Origin of the sequence: Bacillus sp. FSL K6-3458, assembly GCF_038005045.1 — a bacterium.
Lineage (GTDB): Bacteria > Bacillota > Bacilli > Bacillales > Bacillaceae > Bacillus > Bacillus altitudinis.
Map to the genome: position 1 here is coordinate 1,063,293 of NZ_JBBOSI010000001.1, position 16,091 is coordinate 1,079,383.

18 protein-coding genes and 1 pseudogene are annotated in these 16,091 nt (G+C 41.8%); 14 read left to right on the plus strand and 5 right to left on the minus strand.

Going from position 1 to position 16,091, the window contains the following annotated elements:
* Positions 1 to 39: 39 nt before the first annotated feature.
* A complete protein-coding gene (locus MHH23_RS05455) occupies positions 40 to 675 on the minus strand; it encodes a YhcN/YlaJ family sporulation lipoprotein (RefSeq protein WP_259253412.1) in 636 nt (211 codons plus the stop codon).
* Positions 676 to 795: 120 nt separating this feature from the next.
* Here MHH23_RS05455 and MHH23_RS05460 point away from each other — a divergent pair, with 120 nt between their 5' ends.
* From MHH23_RS05460 to MHH23_RS05470, 3 genes are read left to right on the plus strand one after another with little or no spacing between them, the layout of a single operon-like run.
* Positions 796 to 1,071, plus strand: coding sequence for a YutD family protein (locus MHH23_RS05460; protein ID WP_008346837.1), 276 nt, complete (start codon positions 796 to 798; stop codon positions 1,069 to 1,071).
* A gap of 19 nt (positions 1,072 to 1,090) precedes the next feature.
* Positions 1,091 to 1,525 carry a DUF86 domain-containing protein gene (locus MHH23_RS05465; protein ID WP_017367989.1) on the plus strand — a complete coding sequence of 145 codons (435 nt, stop codon included), beginning with the start codon at positions 1,091 to 1,093 and terminating at the stop codon, positions 1,523 to 1,525.
* A gap of 21 nt (positions 1,526 to 1,546) precedes the next feature.
* Positions 1,547 to 2,317, plus strand: coding sequence for a TIGR01457 family HAD-type hydrolase (locus tag MHH23_RS05470; RefSeq protein ID WP_259253411.1), 771 nt, complete (start codon positions 1,547 to 1,549; stop codon positions 2,315 to 2,317).
* A gap of 42 nt (positions 2,318 to 2,359) precedes the next feature.
* Here the strand turns inward: MHH23_RS05470 and MHH23_RS05475 are convergent, their stop codons facing one another.
* Positions 2,360 to 2,860 (minus strand): phosphatidylglycerophosphatase A family protein, encoded by a 501-nt coding sequence (locus MHH23_RS05475; protein ID WP_024719755.1) that lies wholly within the window; start codon positions 2,858 to 2,860, stop codon positions 2,360 to 2,362.
* A gap of 113 nt (positions 2,861 to 2,973) precedes the next feature.
* Between MHH23_RS05475 and yutH the strand changes: the two genes are divergently transcribed.
* The 6 genes from yutH to MHH23_RS05505 all read left to right on the plus strand — a co-directional run bounded on the left by yutH (position 2,974) and on the right by MHH23_RS05505 (position 10,645).
* Positions 2,974 to 4,014 carry a spore coat putative kinase YutH gene (gene yutH, locus MHH23_RS05480; RefSeq protein ID WP_035389301.1) on the plus strand — a complete coding sequence of 347 codons (1,041 nt, stop codon included), beginning with the start codon at positions 2,974 to 2,976 and terminating at the stop codon, positions 4,012 to 4,014.
* Positions 4,015 to 4,088: 74 nt separating this feature from the next.
* Positions 4,089 to 5,057, plus strand: coding sequence for a 2-hydroxyacid dehydrogenase (locus MHH23_RS05485; protein WP_079920602.1), 969 nt, complete (start codon positions 4,089 to 4,091; stop codon positions 5,055 to 5,057).
* Positions 5,058 to 5,279: 222 nt separating this feature from the next.
* Positions 5,280 to 6,581 (plus strand): homoserine dehydrogenase, encoded by a 1,302-nt coding sequence (locus tag MHH23_RS05490; protein ID WP_024719752.1) that lies wholly within the window; start codon positions 5,280 to 5,282, stop codon positions 6,579 to 6,581.
* Positions 6,581 to 7,642: a threonine synthase gene (thrC, locus tag MHH23_RS05495; RefSeq protein WP_048002236.1), complete on the plus strand. Its 1,062-nt coding sequence runs from the start codon at positions 6,581 to 6,583 to the stop codon at positions 7,640 to 7,642. Before MHH23_RS05490 ends, thrC begins: the two co-directional genes overlap by 1 nt.
* A complete protein-coding gene (gene thrB, locus MHH23_RS05500; protein WP_007500423.1) occupies positions 7,639 to 8,571 on the plus strand; it encodes a homoserine kinase in 933 nt (310 codons plus the stop codon). The genes thrC and thrB overlap by 4 nt, the downstream gene beginning before the upstream one ends.
* Before the next feature lie 103 nt (positions 8,572 to 8,674).
* Positions 8,675 to 10,645, plus strand: coding sequence for a S9 family peptidase (locus MHH23_RS05505; RefSeq protein ID WP_340959051.1), 1,971 nt, complete (start codon positions 8,675 to 8,677; stop codon positions 10,643 to 10,645).
* A 44-nt stretch (positions 10,646 to 10,689) separates the two neighbouring features.
* On the opposite strand, the pseudogene MHH23_RS05510 reads toward MHH23_RS05505, so the two are convergent.
* A pseudogene (locus MHH23_RS05510) lies at positions 10,690 to 10,989 on the minus strand (NifU family protein).
* Positions 10,990 to 11,110: 121 nt separating this feature from the next.
* On the opposite strand from MHH23_RS05510, the gene MHH23_RS05515 reads away from it, so the two are divergent.
* Both MHH23_RS05515 and MHH23_RS05520 read left to right on the plus strand, forming a co-directional pair.
* Positions 11,111 to 11,440, plus strand: coding sequence for a YuzD family protein (locus MHH23_RS05515; RefSeq protein WP_008346819.1), 330 nt, complete (start codon positions 11,111 to 11,113; stop codon positions 11,438 to 11,440).
* Between the two features lie 101 nt (positions 11,441 to 11,541).
* Positions 11,542 to 11,772, plus strand: coding sequence for a WYL domain-containing protein (locus tag MHH23_RS05520; RefSeq protein WP_008346816.1), 231 nt, complete (start codon positions 11,542 to 11,544; stop codon positions 11,770 to 11,772).
* Between the two features lie 48 nt (positions 11,773 to 11,820).
* Here the strand turns inward: MHH23_RS05520 and MHH23_RS05525 are convergent, their stop codons facing one another.
* The gene (locus MHH23_RS05525) at positions 11,821 to 12,888 is read right to left on the minus strand and encodes an NAD(P)/FAD-dependent oxidoreductase (protein ID WP_047945358.1); all 1,068 of its coding nucleotides are present in this window, start codon (positions 12,886 to 12,888) and stop codon (positions 11,821 to 11,823) included.
* A 255-nt stretch (positions 12,889 to 13,143) separates the two neighbouring features.
* Here MHH23_RS05525 and MHH23_RS05530 point away from each other — a divergent pair, with 255 nt between their 5' ends.
* The 3 genes from MHH23_RS05530 (at position 13,144) to erpA (ending at position 14,941) form a co-directional block, all read left to right on the plus strand.
* Entirely contained in the window at positions 13,144 to 13,380 is a 237-nt protein-coding gene (locus MHH23_RS05530; protein ID WP_008346813.1) for a YuzB family protein, read from the plus strand.
* 270 nt (positions 13,381 to 13,650) lie between these two features.
* Positions 13,651 to 14,505: a diaminopimelate epimerase gene (gene dapF, locus MHH23_RS05535; RefSeq protein WP_340959054.1), complete on the plus strand. Its 855-nt coding sequence runs from the start codon at positions 13,651 to 13,653 to the stop codon at positions 14,503 to 14,505.
* Positions 14,506 to 14,578: 73 nt separating this feature from the next.
* The gene (gene erpA, locus MHH23_RS05540) at positions 14,579 to 14,941 is read left to right on the plus strand and encodes an iron-sulfur cluster insertion protein ErpA (protein WP_017358921.1); all 363 of its coding nucleotides are present in this window, start codon (positions 14,579 to 14,581) and stop codon (positions 14,939 to 14,941) included.
* Positions 14,942 to 15,295: 354 nt separating this feature from the next.
* On the opposite strand, the gene MHH23_RS05545 is transcribed toward erpA, so the two are convergent.
* Positions 15,296 to 15,691, minus strand: coding sequence for a hypothetical protein (locus MHH23_RS05545; protein ID WP_268431623.1), 396 nt, complete (start codon positions 15,689 to 15,691; stop codon positions 15,296 to 15,298).
* Positions 15,692 to 16,091 lie beyond the last annotated feature (400 nt).

The window sequence follows — 16,091 nt, forward strand, 5'->3', positions numbered from 1 at the left end:
CAAAGAAAACGCCAGAGCTCTCTGGCGTTTTTTCTCGTATTAATTTTGGCCGTAAGGTGCGTTTCGTCTCATGGTCCGATCGGAATTCGTCATGCCATTGGCATCTTCTTTCGTTGAAATATCTCCGCCTTGAGGAGAGTATTTCATTTGTTGAATCGTTTTCGTTAAAATTTGATCAAAATCACGTGAGTTGGTTTGAAGACGTGAAAAATTGGCAATGGATTGAAAGTGCTCTGGGTTATCAGAGACGTACACATGATAATAACGAGGGAGAACAGAAACCGCTGTTTTTTTCACTTGATCGGCTGATTCATCTCGTTTTTTGTTGCCTGTTCGATACACAATGAGGGCATCCTCGTCTGTGACAAGTGTTGCTGCATCCTTTATATTTGGCAGCTGAATGGCTAAACTTGTAATCACGTGGGCAAGATGCTCACGATTTAAAGCAGGGGTTCTTTCCTTCTGATCGGTTACTTGCTGGCGCTGATAACGAACATAGCCTGCTCGATTCGTATCTGCTTCTGGCATGTTGGAATTATTTCCTTCATGACGATCAGACAGGCGAATTGTCTTACTGGAAGAATCTTCATCCACTTGCCGGTTCATGCCGGATTGAAAGCCGCACCCGCCTAAAAGCATGCATAGGAGAATAGTGGCTGTCAGTTGTTTCATCATAAATGTGACCTCCTTTTTTCTTTAGCTTCGGCTAAATCGGAAAAAACATGCTTTAGCAATTGATGGAGTTGTTCCAATGAATTATCATTAAAGGTGGATCGTTTAAAAAGAGGTGAGAAGATGATCGTCATTCAGAATGCTACCTTTGATCTTGTCAGAGAAATCAAAGACGGCTTTGATGAGGAAGCGTTTAAAGCAAGGTACTCAGATATTTTAAATAAGTATGATTATATTGTGGGGGATTGGGGCTATAACCAGCTTAGGCTGAAGGGGTTCTTTGATGACCAAAACCAAAAGGCCACATTCGATACAAAAATCAGTACACTCGATGAATACATTTATGAATACTGTAATTTTGGCTGTGCCTATTTTGTCTTAAAGCGGATTAGAAAATAACGCAAAGGGGAGCGTCATGATGTATTTCGTAGACAGAAAGAAGATTGAAGAGACATTACGTTTTTTTGAGGAGCAATATAATTTGATGCGCAGTCATCAAACATGGTCAAGCCCTTTAGAAAAAAAAGCGCTGGAACGAATTGTTCATTTGCTCGTCGAATGTATTCTTGATACAGGAAATGATATGATTGACGGCTTTATCATGCGGGACCCAGGAAGCTATGACGACATCATGGATATTCTTGTGGACGAAAAAGTTGTACCAACAGAAGAAGGCACTCACCTGAAAAAACTGGTCTCGTGCCGTAAAACACTTGTTCAGCAATACCAAGAAGTGGTTCATCACGATTTGTTGCAGGTCATCAGTGAGGTAGAACAGGCGCTGCAAGTCTTCCCGAATCGAATTCGCACTTACTTGGAGCAGGAGCTTGGACCAGTATCAGCGTTTAAATAAACCATTGGAGTTGTATGCAGCATGAAATACAAAGGCTATTTAATTGATTTAGACGGGACGATGTATAAAGGAACAGAAAAGATCGAAGAGGCGGGGCAATTTGTTCACAAGTTAAATGAGTTGAACATCCCTTATTTGTTTGTCACGAATAACTCTTCACGCACGCCGAAGCAAGTAGCAGAAAAACTGGTTTCATTCGATATTCCAGCAACGGAAGAACAAGTCTTTACAACCAGTATGGCGACGGCAAACTATATCGCAGAACAAAAGAAAGATGCCTCGGTGTATGTGATCGGAGAAGAAGGCATTCAGCAGGCCATCGAAGAAAAAGGACTGTCGTTTGGTCAAGAAGACGCTGATTTCGTTGTCGTTGGAATAGACCGCAGTATTACATATGAAAAACTAGCGGTAGGAGCCATTGCGATCCGTCAAGGTGCACAATTTGTTTCAACAAATGGAGATATTGCCATTCCGACAGAAAGAGGGCTGTTACCTGGAAATGGATCGTTAACATCTGTGCTGACGGTTACGACAACAGTGCAGCCAACATTTATCGGGAAGCCAGAGTCTATCATTATGGAACAGGCCATGCGGGTGCTCGGGACAGATGTGTCAGAGGCGCTCATGGTGGGCGATAACTATGATACCGATATTATGGCAGGGATGAATGCAGGGATGGATACACTGCTTGTCCATACAGGCGTCACGACAAAAGAGCTGCTTCAGAAATATGACAAACAGCCAACCTATGTCATTGATTCATTATCTGAGTGGATTGAACGATTATCTTAATGAAAAGAGGACAAGCGTCAGACGCACGTCCTCTTTTGTGTTTTATTCTGCATTTCTTGCACTATGTGCCAGTCTACTTGATGCTGCCGCAGCAATAGCACCGACAATGTCATCTAAAAAGGTGTGGCATTCGCCTGAGGATTTATCGTTGAGTTTCCCAAGAATCCCTGGTTTTTCTTTATCGATATATCCGTAATTCGTAAAGCCGATGGAGCCATAAATATTAACGATGGCAAAGGATAAAATTTCATCCACACCATATAGACTTTCATCTGTTTCAAGAATGGATTGCAGCGGTTCTGTCAGCTTTTTTTGCTCAGCGAGAACATCTAGTTCAACGCCTGTTAAGATGGCATTTTGGACTTCACGTTTTGCGATGACACGTTCCACATTGTGGATGCACTCTGTCATGTCTAAGCCAGGATGATATTTTTCCTGTAAAAAGAAGACAAGGTCTGCTATATCTTGAATGGTTACGCCTCGTTCTTGTAAACGGCGTCTTGCTGTTTTTTCTACTTCGTTCATCTCATGATGATGCGGCATGTTCCTCACCCAATCCTCGTAATTTGTCCACAACGTGTGAAATAGCTTCGGATAGTAAATAGTATTCATAAATCCCTCAACCTGCGACTACGATATGATAAGAGACTGATTTTATGAACGCAGGTGAAATCATGAAAGAAACCATTTATCACACATTTGGTATTGATGTGCGTCAATTTATGCCATATGGCAGTTATCAGAGCTTTCAAACGGCGAAAGCTCTCTTCATCATTGTTCCCGTGTCTCATTTGCGAGAAGAAGAACTCACAGAGCTTTATCATATCAGTCAGTATTTACTGAATGACGGTGACCCATACGTTGCCGTGTTTGAATTAACAAACGAAGAGAAACCGACTTTTACCCATGGAAAAGAACTGTACGCTCTATTAAAGGCAGCACCGCGGGTCACAAGCCGCTCATTTCAGCACGCATCAGAGCTGGCGGCCTTTCATGTCAGGGGGAGAGGGTTTCCTTATGAGGTGTCTGAAACAAAACGTGTCGGAGCTTGGAAGGAATTATGGGCAAAACGGTTAGACCAGCTGGAAGGCTTTTGGATGCAGCAAATGCATCAAAAACCACTTGAACGATTTGAAAAGAAATTTATTGAATCCTTTCCGTATTATCTCGGATTAACGGAAAATGCCATTCAATATTTAGTGGATACAGAGCTTGATGATGAACCGAAAGAATGTGATTCAGGTACTGTTTGTCATCAGCGCTTTTCACGTATGACCTGGCCACATGAGCAGCCGCTTCGTTTACCTGTAGATTGGGTATTTGATCATCCAACAAGGGACATCGCAGAATATTTAAGAGAAACCTTTGTCCAGCATAAGGAGGATTTAATTGAAGAGGGATTTTCCTTTTTGCAGCAATATGAGCAGGTTACGCCTCTTTCATCATTTTCAAAGCGTCTGCTGTACAGCCGTCTTCTGTTTCCGCTTCATTATTTTGAAATTGTCGAAGGTTATTATATGTCAGGAGAAAATGAAAAATCTTATTATGAAGAACGATTAGATTACGTTTTAAATGATGCGAACCGCTACGAATATTTTCTCAAGGTGTTTCAAGAATTGAGTGCTATGCGCAGCGGTGGGCATCTCATTCCTCCTGTTGGATGGATTCATCAATCCGCTGATTTGAAGTTTCAGTGAACAGACGAAACGTCTCTTTTCTCTTGAGGCGTTTTTCGTTATGCTTAAAGAAATCAACCAAAGGAGTGTTCTTCTTGACGAAACCTTATGTTTATATCACAAGAAAGCTTGATGAAACAACACTTACACCATTAAAAGAAGTCGCTCATATTGATATGTGGACGAGCGAGGATGAGCCGTGTCCAAGAGAAGAGTTAGAAAAACAAGCGGCTCAAGCAGATGGGCTGCTCACGATGCTGTCAGATCAAGTAGATGAGGCACTTTTATCAAATGCTCCAAATCTAAAAGTGGTCGCGAATCTCGCGGTCGGCTATGACAATATTGATCTAAAGGCAGCTAAAAAGCACGGGATCACGGTATGTCATACACCGGACGTCTTAACAGAATCGACGGCTGATTTAGCCTTTGCGCTTTTGATGGCGTCAGCAAGACGAATTGTCGAAGCGAGTGATTGGATTAAGGATGGGAACTGGACAGGCTGGGGACCGCTTCTTCTAGCCGGTGCTGATGTGCATCATAAAACGTTAGGGATTGTCGGAATGGGCAGTATTGGAACCGCACTGGCCAAGCGGGCAAAAGGTTTTGATATGAATGTTCTGTATCATAATCGTTCAAGAAAGCCAGAAGCAGAAGCGCAGCTAGGTGTGACCTATGCCGCATTTGATGAGCTGCTTACGCAGTCTGATTTCATCGTTTGTTTGACGCCTTTAACGCCTGAAACGAAAGAAATGTTTAATAAGAAAGCATTTGAGCAGATGAAGAACACGGCTTACTTCATCAACGTTTCCAGAGGGCAGACGGTAGATGAAGATGCTTTATATGATGCTGTCACGACAGGAAAAATTGCAGGAGCAGGTCTGGATGTATTTAGCAAGGAACCAGTCAGCCCAGATCACCCGTTAACGACATTACCAAATGTGACAGTGCTTCCTCATATCGGAAGTGCAAGTGTTGAAACGAGAAAAAACATGATGCATTTATGTGCTGAAAATATTGCGCTTGTCCTGCAAAATCAGCAAGCCAAAACGCCAGTTCAGGCGTAATCTCAAGCTTCCCGGCTTCGGGAGCTTTTCTCACAAAAATATTTTGAAAATATAGAATCTTGATATAAATAGCTGTTAAGCGGTTTCATTCTCATATTCTCTTATTTTATTACCTTGTCAAAATGAGGATACCCCTTTATAATGTGTGTACATTGAATGTCTGTGTTAGGTTAACAAATGTCTTTTTAGAGAGGACATTTACGGAGAAAGGTGGAATTTCAGGTGAAGGCAATTCGAGTTGGACTACTAGGATTAGGAACAGTGGGGAGCGGTGTCGTTAAGATTATTCAAGATCATCAGGATAAATTAATGCACCAGATCGGCTGTCCGGTATTAATACAAAAAGTGCTTGTGAGCAATCCCGATAAAAAAAGAGATGTGGATGTGGCAAGAGAGGTCTTCACAACTGAAGTATACGATGTGATTCGAGATCCAGAGATCGACGTCATTATTGAAGTGATGGGCGGCATTGAAGAGACAAAACAATATTTAATAGATGCACTAAATGAGAAGAAGCATGTCATTACAGCCAATAAGGATTTAATGGCGCTATATGGCACAGAGCTTTTACATGTAGCAAAAGAAAACGGCTGTGACCTTTACTATGAAGCGAGTGTCGCAGGTGGGATTCCAATTTTGCGTACACTAGAGGAAGGTTTAGCCTCTGACCGCATCACAAAAATGATGGGAATCGTGAACGGGACAACGAACTTTATTTTAACAAAAATGAATGTCGATAAAAGCGCGTATGAAGATGTATTAAAAGAAGCGCAGGATCTTGGCTTTGCAGAAGCAGATCCGACGGCGGATGTAGAAGGACTGGATGCGGCAAGAAAGATGGCCATCCTGGCAAGACTCGGCTTTTCCATGAATGTAGACTTAGAGGATGTGAAAGTGAAAGGCATCTCTGACATCTCGGACGAGGACATTAATTTCAGTAAACGTTTTGGCTATACAATGAAGCTGATTGGAATTGCTCAAAGGGATGGAGAGAAAGTGGAGGTCAGCGTACAGCCAACTTTACTTCCTGATCATCACCCGTTATCTTCCGTCAACAATGAATTTAATGCTGTCTATGTTTACGGAAGTGCTGTCGGAGAAACGATGTTTTACGGACCTGGAGCAGGCAGCCTGCCAACGGCAACAGCTGTAGTCTCAGATTTAGTCGCTGTTATGAAAAACATGCGTCTTGGTGTGAATGGCAGTGGATTTATTGCACCGCAATTTGAGAAGAAAATCAAATCATCATCCGAAGTATTTGCTCAGCAATTTTTAAGAATACATGTGAGAGATCAAGTCGGAGCTTTCTCCCGCATTACATCGATTTTTTCTGAAAGAGGCATCAGCTTTGAAAAGATCCTTCAGCTTCCTGTCAAAGGGCATGATGAGCTTGCTGAAATTGTGATTATTACACATCAGACATCAGAAGAAGATTTCTCAAATATCCTGCAAACATTAAACGATCTCGACGTGGTGGTTCAAGTGAAGAGCACATATCGAGTAGAAGGGAACGGTTTAAGCTGATGAAGTGGAATGGACTCATTGAAGAATTTCAAGAATTCTTACCAGTAAACGAACACACACCTAAACTAACATTAAATGAAGGAAACACACCGCTGATTCATCTCGCAAAGCTATCTGAAAAGCTTGGGATTGAACTTCATGTGAAAACAGAAGGCGTCAACCCTACAGGTTCTTTTAAGGATCGCGGGATGGTCATGGCCGTCGCAAAGGCAAAAGAAGAAGGCAATGATACGATCATGTGTGCATCGACAGGGAATACGTCTGCAGCAGCAGCAGCTTATGCGGCGCGCGCTGATATGAAATGTATTGTCATCATTCCAGATGGAAAAATTGCCTTCGGTAAGCTGGCGCAGGCTGTCATGTACGGAGCAGAGATTATTGCCATTGACGGCAACTTTGATGATGCGCTGAAAATTGTCCGCAGCATCTGTGAAAAAGCACCGATTGCACTTGTTAACTCCGTCAATCCATACCGAATTGAAGGACAAAAAACAGCGGCATTTGAAATCTGTGAGCAGCTAGGCTCCGCACCGGACGTACTGGCGATTCCTGTTGGAAATGCGGGGAATATTACAGCGTACTGGAAAGGCTTCAAAGAATATCATGAGAAAAAAGGCACGGGACTACCAGTCATGCGTGGTTTTGAAGCAGAAGGAGCTGCAGCCATCGTTAGAAATGAAGTCATTGAGCAGCCAGAAACAGTCGCAACAGCCATTCGCATCGGAAACCCTGCAAGCTGGAAGCAAGCTGTAGCAGCGGCAGATGAATCAAACGGGAAAATTGATGAAGTGACAGATGAAGAAATTCTTCATGCCTATCAATTGATCGCACGTGAAGAAGGTGTGTTTGCAGAGCCAGGCTCTTGTGCATCAATTGCAGGTGTACTCAAACAAGTGAAATCTGGAGAAATTAAGCCAGGCAGTAAAGTCGTCGCTGTACTAACAGGAAACGGATTAAAAGATCCGAATACGGCGATTGATATTTCACACATCAAACCGGTCACGCTGGATGCAGATGAAGATCAAATTCTGGAACATTTAGAAAAGGCCGCACGCGTATGAGTAACGCCTCCATGCTTTTTTCAATCACAGTACCGGGAAGCACTGCCAACTTAGGACCAGGCTTTGACTCAGTCGGAATGGCGCTCAGCCGCTATTTAAAGCTATCGGTCTATGACCATGATAGCTGGCTGTTTGAAGCAGAAACAGATGTCGTGTCTGGTATTCCATCAGGCACCGATAACCTGATCTACCAAACAGCTAAAAAGGTCGCAGATGACTTTGGAAAAACACTCCCGCCTGTTCATGTCAAAGTGTGGAGTGATATTCCATTAGCAAGGGGGCTGGGCAGCAGCGCTGCTGCTATTGTCGCCGCTATTGAGCTCGCCAATCAGTTGCTTGAATTAAAGATGACCGATGATCAGAAGCTCTTTTTTGCAAGTGAGGTAGAAGGTCATCCAGATAATGCGGGTGCCTCTTTATTCGGTGGTTTACTCATCGGTCTTCATGAAGAAGACAAGACACATGCCGTTAAAGTACAGCATGTGGATGTAGATGTCGTCGTCGTGATTCCTTTTTATGAAGTGCTCACAAAGGATGCCCGTGATGTCCTGCCAGAGGATTTTTCCTATAAACAGGCAGTGAGTGCGAGTGCAGTGAGTAACGTCCTTGTCGCCGCCTTAATGACGCAGAACTGGCCGCTTGTAGGGGAAATGATGAATAAAGATTTATTTCATCAGCCATACCGCACAATGCTTGTCCCAGAGCTGTCCAAGGTGGAGCACGTTGCTTCATTAAAAGGCGCTTATGGAACGGCATTAAGCGGTGCTGGGCCGACTATTTTGACCTTAGTGGAAAAAGGGAAGGGAGAAGCGCTGAAAAAGCAGCTTGCCCAAAATTTCCCGCATTGTGAAGTGGATGTACTGACGGTGCCGGTAGAAGGTGTCGTCGTCGAGCATCATTCTGTGAATCAAATGAAGAACGTGCTGTGAAGACGCACGTTCTTTTTTTATCCTTGTTTTTCATAACAAAAGCAGGGATTATTATTTAGAGAAGCGAACTATTTTTTGATACATAAAAGGAGGCGATCTATTGATGAAGAAATTGATAACAGCAGAGGATTTAACACAAATCGTGTCTGTTTCTCATCCAGTTTATTCACCAGATGGAAAAAAGGCTGTTTTTACAAAAGTAACGGTGAATGAAAAAAAGGATGATTACAATATTCATTTATGGGTTCGAGATGAAGAGACAGGGGAGCTGTCTCGATGGACATTTGATGATGGAAAGCATCATCAACCAACATGGTCAAAAGACGGAAAGCAGCTTGCGTTTATTTTGCAGAAGCCAAAGGAAGTCCCCCAGCTCGCACTTATTCAGAGCGATGGCGGCGGAATTCGTACCTTAACGAATATTCCTTACGGCGTCTCTCAACCTGTATTTTCACCGGATGGAGCGTTCATTTATGCAGCGGTCTCATTAAAACAAGATGAATCTGTTCATGATGAAAAAAAAGAAGAGCGTGATGACTTTGCTCCGGCCGTATATGATGATTTGACTTATAAAGCAGATGGCAGAGGCTTTTTAGACGGGCGTCTGACGCAAATTGTAAAAATCGATGTCCGTTCCGGCGAGGTAGAGATGGTTACGAGTGAGCCGCATCATCATGTGAATCATGTCATCTCTCCTTGCGGGAAGTGGCTTGCGTATATTCAATCAAATCCTCAGACGTTTTACATAAGTGATATCTGTCTCCTTTCCTTAGAGGACGGTACATCCAAGAAAATCACCCAATCAACAGGCGCTTACACGACTGTATCATTTTCTCCAAATGGAGAAAGCCTTTTGTACATTGGACACGAACGTGAATTTGAAAATGCGACCATCCTGTCATTGTGGCTGCATGACCTGAAGGAGAAAAAGACCGTTCAATTGTCAGAAATGCTCGATATGTATGTAGGAAACTGTATGGCAGGGGATAGTGCTATGGGTGAGGCCAATCAGCTTCCACAATGGACAAAGGATAGTCAGGGGTTTTATGCGCTTGTTTCTGATCAAGGGAGTACCGGAATTTATTATTTCTCTATTGAAGGTTTAGCCTATCCCGTTCGTTTAGAGGCAGAACATGTGACGAATTTCAGTCTTCATCCAGACGAATCAAAAATACTGATCAGCCGTCTTTCACCTGTCTCGCCTAGTGAGCTGTATGAGCTGACTTTAGGGGAATCCTCACTCAAGCAAATCACGTTTGAGCATGATGACTTTCTAAAGGAACATGTCATATCCGAACCTGAACCAATTTCTTTCCAGTCAAAAGAAGGAGACGTTGTACATGGCTGGTTTATGAAGCCTGCTCAGATGGAAGAGGGGAAGACATATCCACTAATCTTAGAAATTCATGGAGGGCCGCATGCGATGTACGGTCATACGTATTTTCATGAATTTCAAATGCTCGCCGCTGAAGGGTATGCGATTGTGTACATCAATCCTCATGGCAGTCATGGGTACGGACAGATGTTTACAAACCGTGTAAGAGGCAGCTATGGTGATGTTGATTATGAGGATGTCATGCTGGCTGTTGATCATGTGCTCGAAGCCTATGATTTTATTGATGAAACAAGGCTTGGCGTAACGGGCGGAAGCTATGGCGGTTTTATGACCAACTGGATTGTCGGACAGACAGACCGTTTCCGTGCAGCTGTTACACAGCGTTCCATCTCGAACTGGATTAGCTTTTATGGCATCAGTGATATCGGTTATTTCTTTACAAAATGGCAGATTGATGGGGATATTTATGACTCTGTTGATAAGCTATGGGATCGTTCGCCGCTAAAGTATGTAAAACAGGTGAAGACACCGCTTCTCATCCTGCACAGTGATGAAGACTACCGCTGCCCAGTTGATCAAGGAGAACAGCTTTTTGTGGCATTAAAGGAGCTTGGAAAAGACACGAGATTAGTCAAATTCCCGAAGGCCTCTCATGATTTATCGAGAAGCGGCCACCCTGGGCAGCGTATTCAAAGACTGACCTTTATTCAAGAATGGTTTAGAGAGAAGTTATCCTAATTAAAAAACGACCCAGTAAGGGTCGTTTTCATGTCATATATGAATTAGAAAACCTGTTCAACTTCTACAACGCCAGGTACTTCTTCTAATAATGCGCGCTCAATACCGGCTTTCAATGTAATGGTTGAACTTGGGCAGCTGCCGCATGCACCAAGAAGGCGTAATTTCACAATGCCATCTTCAATGTCTACAAGCTCACAGTCTCCACCATCACGTAATAGAAATGGACGAAGTTTGTCCAGTACTTCCTGTACTTGGTCTTTCATTTCGACTTCAGTCATTAGATATAATCGCTCCTTTCACAACATATCACCATTATATTCATCTGGACGATAAAAATCTATTGATTGGTTTCAAAGTTTCCTTCTCATTATAGCACAATCTCATCTTGAAACAAAAAGTGATTTTGACTTTTTTCATACAGAAAATTCAGCTAAAATAAAGAAAGAATGGGGGGCTTGTCAAATGAACAAAACCGTTGACCTTTATGTATATGGAAGAGATGTCCTGTGCGCTAGTTGCGTGAATCTGCCTTCTTCAAAAGATACATTTGAGTGGCTAGATGCAGCATTAAAACGAAAATATCCAAATCAGCCGTTTCGCATCACATATATCGATATTGAGCACCCGCCTGAAAACGAACGCCAAAAAGAATTATCTGAACGAATTCTTGATGATGAATTCTTTTATCCGCTTGTCCTTGTTGAGGATCAAATTGTAGGAGAGGGCAATCCGAAATTAAAAGATATTTATCAAGAAATGGAGAAATACGGGTACGAAGAGAGCAGTGAATGAGCTGTTCTTTTTTTAGAAAAATAAATCGAACAAACGTTCCTTTTTTTGGTTGATTTAGAACGTTTGTTCGTATATAATGAGATGAAAGGAGCGTGAGCATCATGAATTATTTACTAAAACAATCTCTTCATCAACAAATACCGATTGATATGATTTATATGAAGAAAAATGGAGAGTGCTCGAAACGAAAAATCATTGTACATCGTCAAACTGAACAGTTCATACAAGCGTATTGTTTATCGAAGAAGACGATCAGAACGTTTCGTAAAGACTGCATCCTTGCGCTTGCTCCTATCAAAGTGAACCATCCATCGGCACATGCCGTTTCATAATAAAAGCTCCTTCATTAGAAGGAGCTTTGAGAAAAAATTCACATCATTTTATCCATTGTGATGCTTGTACATCCAAAGAAGTCCAGATTTTAAGAGTCTTGGAACACGACCAACAAGCGGGCGATCCGCTACTAAGCCAAAGCCGGCTTTCTTCCCTAAAGAGCCGAGTACGCCTTTTAACTTAAACTGCGGGTAAGTCTCAGGAAGCGGCTCGTTCTTCCAGCGTTTCTGTAGAGATTGCACAATTTGCTCTGCCTGTGCCTCGGCAAGCTGTGCACTTGGTGCGTGCGGCAAGCTTGCGCAGTCACCTACGACATAGACATGCTCATCTCCAGGGAGATTGTGATGAGGAGTTAAGACGACACGGCCTTGGGCGTCTTTTTCAACATCCATATCTCGCACGACTTTACTTGGCTGAATTCCTGCTGTCCACACGATGACATCTGCTTCAATGGCATCGTCATGGTTGTACACAACTCCTTCTTCAACCTTCGTAATATTGGCGCAATTAATGATCTTTACATCATTTTCTTCAAACCATTTTTGTACATATAAACTTAATCTTTTTGGGAAACTGGAAAGAATCAGTTCTCCGCGGTCAAAAAGAATGATGTTTAAATCAGAACGGCTTTCACGCAGTTCACTGGCCAGCTCTACCCCGCTAAGTCCAGCACCGACGATACCAACCGTTGCACCTGCACTCAAATTGTTTAATTTGTTATACGTATGTCTTGACTGATCAATGGTTTGAATGCTGTATGTATGTTCTTTCGCACCAGGGACATTGTGATACTTGTCCTCACAGCCGAGTCCGATTACCGTATCATCATATGGAATCGGTTCACGGTCGCTAAATAAGATCTGTTTGTTTTCAATATCAATTTTTTCTACTTCCCCGTATTGAATATCCAGCTTCGGATGCTCTGGAAAAGATACTCGAATGTGATGATCAGAGATCGTTCCAGCAGCAAGTGCATAATATTCTGTTTTTAAACAGTGGTAAGGATTTCGATCAATTAATGTGATAGTAACATCATCAGGTAATTGATTTGGCAATAAGCGGTGGAGAACCCGCATATTCCCGTAACCTCCGCCGATCAAGACTAAATTTTTCATGACGATTCTCCTTTTCCCCCTAGACATTGAAAAACACTTATACTAAAAAACTTTAAGTTAAAATACCAAATAAAATTATATCGAATTTACTGTGAAACCACAATAATTGTTTCAAAATAACCTACATATTCATTACTTAGTCCTAAATAGTAAAACATTTTACGGGGAATAGGCGTAACGATTTATTGAAGCTCATGTTTTGACTAATAGAAGGAATTTCGGTAGGATAGTAAGGCAAATGTGAGGTGAAGCACAGTGTTTCCACTGATCGAATTTTGTGTAAGTAATCTTGCACAAGGGTCTCAAGAAGCAAAAGAGAAACTTGAAAAAGACCCAAACTTAGATGTAATGGAATACGGTTGTTTAAGCTACTGCGGCAAATGTATGGACTCCCCATTTGCCCTTGTGAATGGAGAATTTGTTTCTGGAGAAAATGCAGAGCAGCTAGTTGAGCGTATTTATGCTTTTATAGAGGAAAACGACATGTTTTAAATGCACCACATGGGTCATGAGGTGCATTTTTTTCATATATTCAGTTTCCGTTTTTTAGGAAAAAATGTAGAAAGCGTATCCAATATGTTATGCTAATAAAATATCATCAAAATGAAGCATCACACGAGAGAAAAAGAGGCATATGCATAATAAAAGCCCTTTGCCATGGCAGCAAAGAGCTTCTATGTATGAAAAACGGGGGATGATAAGATTGTCTCCTGAATCGACTCCTTTTATACTATAAAGAAACAACATTTTTGGAGGACGCTCATGACATCATTTCAATTCACGAAAATGCACGGACTAGGAAACAATTATATATACGTCAATCAGATGCAGGAACAGCTTCCAGAAGAGCAGTTATCAGAGATAGCAATTCAGGTTTCTTCTGTTTACACAGGAATCGGTTCAGACGGAATGATCCTTATTTGTCCATCAGATGTTGCACCTGTGAAGATGCGCATTTTCAACAATGATGGATCAGAGGGCAAAAACTGCGGTAACGGTCTGCGTTGCGTTGCAAAATATGTGTATGAGCATCAAATCTTAACAGACACAACGTTCCAGATTGAGACATTGTCAGGACTCGTTGAGGCGACCGTTCATGTGCAGGATGGTCACGTTCAGTTAGTGACAGTAGATATGGGGAAACCTCGTTTTGAAAAAGAAGCGATGCCAATGCTTGGTGAACCGGCCAGTACAACGATTAATGAACCGCTTGATTTTGGCACGACGACCTTAAATGGAACAGCTGTTTCAATGGGGAATCCCCATATCGTTTTCTATTTAAAAGACATTGAACAGGCGCCCCTCGATTCGCTTGGGCCAATCATTGAAAAGCATGACATGTTTCCAGAAGGCGTCAATGTAGAATTTGTGGAACGTGTCAGTGAAACGGAACTGCATTTCCGCGTGTGGGAAAGAGGATCAGGGATTACGCAAGCGTGCGGAACAGGAGCATGTGCTGCGGCTGTATCAACGATTGTCAATGGACATGCGAAAAAAGAAACGGATATGACCGTTCATCTAGCTGGCGGAGACCTCATCATTCGCTGGAAAGACAATGACCATGTGCTGATGACAGGACCTGCTGAAACAATTTGTGACGGCACATTCTATCTCTAAACCATTTATTTGAGAAAAGGCAACATCACGTTTATAATTGAAAAGAAACATCCAGTCAAAAGGAGGGATGATCGTGAGTACACCAGTAACGATTACAGAAGCTGCTGCATTGCAGATTAAAGATATGATGAAAGAACATGAAGAAGAAAATGCGTTCCTACGAGTGGGCGTAAAAGGCGGCGGCTGCAGCGGTCTTTCATACGGGATGGGCTTTGACCATGAAGTCTCAGAAAAAGACACGCAGTTCGAACAGCAAGGCATCAAGGTTCTTGTCGACTCCGAAAGCCTTGACATCATGAACGGAACCATCATTGATTTCAAACAATCACTAATGGGCGGCGGTTTCACGATTGACAATCCGAACGCGATTGCGTCATGCGGATGCGGTTCTTCTTTTAGAACAGCGACGAATACCGGTACGCCTGAGGAATGCTAAGATTTTATGAATTACATGTCTTCTCGGTAGTTAATGTCTAAAACATTACTATTTGAGGAGGCTTTTTTATGTCTTTGAACAAGCGAGCTAGGAAAAAATCGGTTGGGAAAATGTCCAACCAAAAGGAATATCCAAAATTAACAATGGATCAAGCAATTGACCTGGTTATAGTGGGAAGAGTGCAGAAGGATTCTCGGAGGGATTGGCTATATTTTGTTGCTTGGCTTCAAAAGAACTATGAAATTGAGTGTCCCAAACGATGATATGGTGTCAGGCAAAGCCAAACTTTTCGATAGGTACGTGATTTTGAGAAAATGCCACTTTTGAGTCACCTAATAAATAGATTAGTAAAATTTAAAGCCTATATGATTTTATTTCCTTTACCTTTCCAGACTTTGCAGCACTACTAAAAATATATACATCACAAAAATCAATTTTTAAACCATTCGTTAATAACATCACACCATTTATAGAGGCGAGTTTCCCATGTGTTATTACCTGATAAATTTCAAGAACGTTAACCATTTTTCTGTCCACTTTGTACAAAGTGGAGATTAATTCATGTCGCCCTTCAAGCTTTGTATTATCCTTTAACAGATACCAAATAATCGATTCATCTGCATATTCCTTGATGATTTCAGTTTGCCGCATTAGTACAGCTACTGTAAAATCAATGACTATTTGTTTCCTAGGAGCATTGTCACACCCTTTTGGAATAATAAGCTTCATTTCACCCGAGGAACTGTCCATCTAATTTTAACCTCCTGAAAATTCGTTTTATAAAAACTTCCTGTGAGATAATCTCAATCATTTGTTAAAGATCGAAAGAGACATTTTTAAACTGGTATTGAATTATATCATAAATAACTTATATTCCATTCCATTTCCTAAGATGGGAGAGCTTAAATTGGAAAAACAATGATTAATCAACATCCATATTCAATCCTGCAGCGAATTGAGCATAATGTTTGTTAAAGTCTTTTGCAAACACTTCAACTGAACCGCCAATCATCAGTAACAAGCTCAAACTAATCATGAAACGCTTTATCATCTTTCCACCTATCCTTCATGACGATCTTCTACTTCCTATATCGGCTGAACCAATCAAACCTTCATTGATTCCATTTCTTCTTAAACAATTTGTAAATCG

What these genes read in the sequence shown, in the direction of transcription:
- MHH23_RS05455 (WP_259253412.1), bottom strand. Translation starts at nt 675, where the DNA reads ATGATGAAACAACTGACAGCCACTATTCTCCTATGCATGCTTTTAGGC.
- MHH23_RS05460 (WP_008346837.1), top strand. Translation starts at nt 796, where the DNA reads ATGATCGTCATTCAGAATGCTACCTTTGATCTTGTCAGAGAAATCAAA.
- MHH23_RS05465 (WP_017367989.1), top strand. Translation starts at nt 1,091, where the DNA reads ATGTATTTCGTAGACAGAAAGAAGATTGAAGAGACATTACGTTTTTTT.
- MHH23_RS05470 (WP_259253411.1), top strand. Translation starts at nt 1,547, where the DNA reads ATGAAATACAAAGGCTATTTAATTGATTTAGACGGGACGATGTATAAA.
- MHH23_RS05475 (WP_024719755.1), bottom strand. Translation starts at nt 2,860, where the DNA reads ATGCCGCATCATCATGAGATGAACGAAGTAGAAAAAACAGCAAGACGC.
- yutH (WP_035389301.1), top strand. Translation starts at nt 2,974, where the DNA reads ATGAACGCAGGTGAAATCATGAAAGAAACCATTTATCACACATTTGGT.
- thrC (WP_048002236.1), top strand. Translation starts at nt 6,581, where the DNA reads ATGAAGTGGAATGGACTCATTGAAGAATTTCAAGAATTCTTACCAGTA.
- thrB (WP_007500423.1), top strand. Translation starts at nt 7,639, where the DNA reads ATGAGTAACGCCTCCATGCTTTTTTCAATCACAGTACCGGGAAGCACT.
- MHH23_RS05505 (WP_340959051.1), top strand. Translation starts at nt 8,675, where the DNA reads ATGAAGAAATTGATAACAGCAGAGGATTTAACACAAATCGTGTCTGTT.
- MHH23_RS05515 (WP_008346819.1), top strand. Translation starts at nt 11,111, where the DNA reads ATGAACAAAACCGTTGACCTTTATGTATATGGAAGAGATGTCCTGTGC.
- MHH23_RS05520 (WP_008346816.1), top strand. Translation starts at nt 11,542, where the DNA reads ATGAATTATTTACTAAAACAATCTCTTCATCAACAAATACCGATTGAT.
- MHH23_RS05525 (WP_047945358.1), bottom strand. Translation starts at nt 12,888, where the DNA reads ATGAAAAATTTAGTCTTGATCGGCGGAGGTTACGGGAATATGCGGGTT.
- dapF (WP_340959054.1), top strand. Translation starts at nt 13,651, where the DNA reads ATGACATCATTTCAATTCACGAAAATGCACGGACTAGGAAACAATTAT.
- MHH23_RS05545 (WP_268431623.1), bottom strand. Translation starts at nt 15,691, where the DNA reads ATGGACAGTTCCTCGGGTGAAATGAAGCTTATTATTCCAAAAGGGTGT.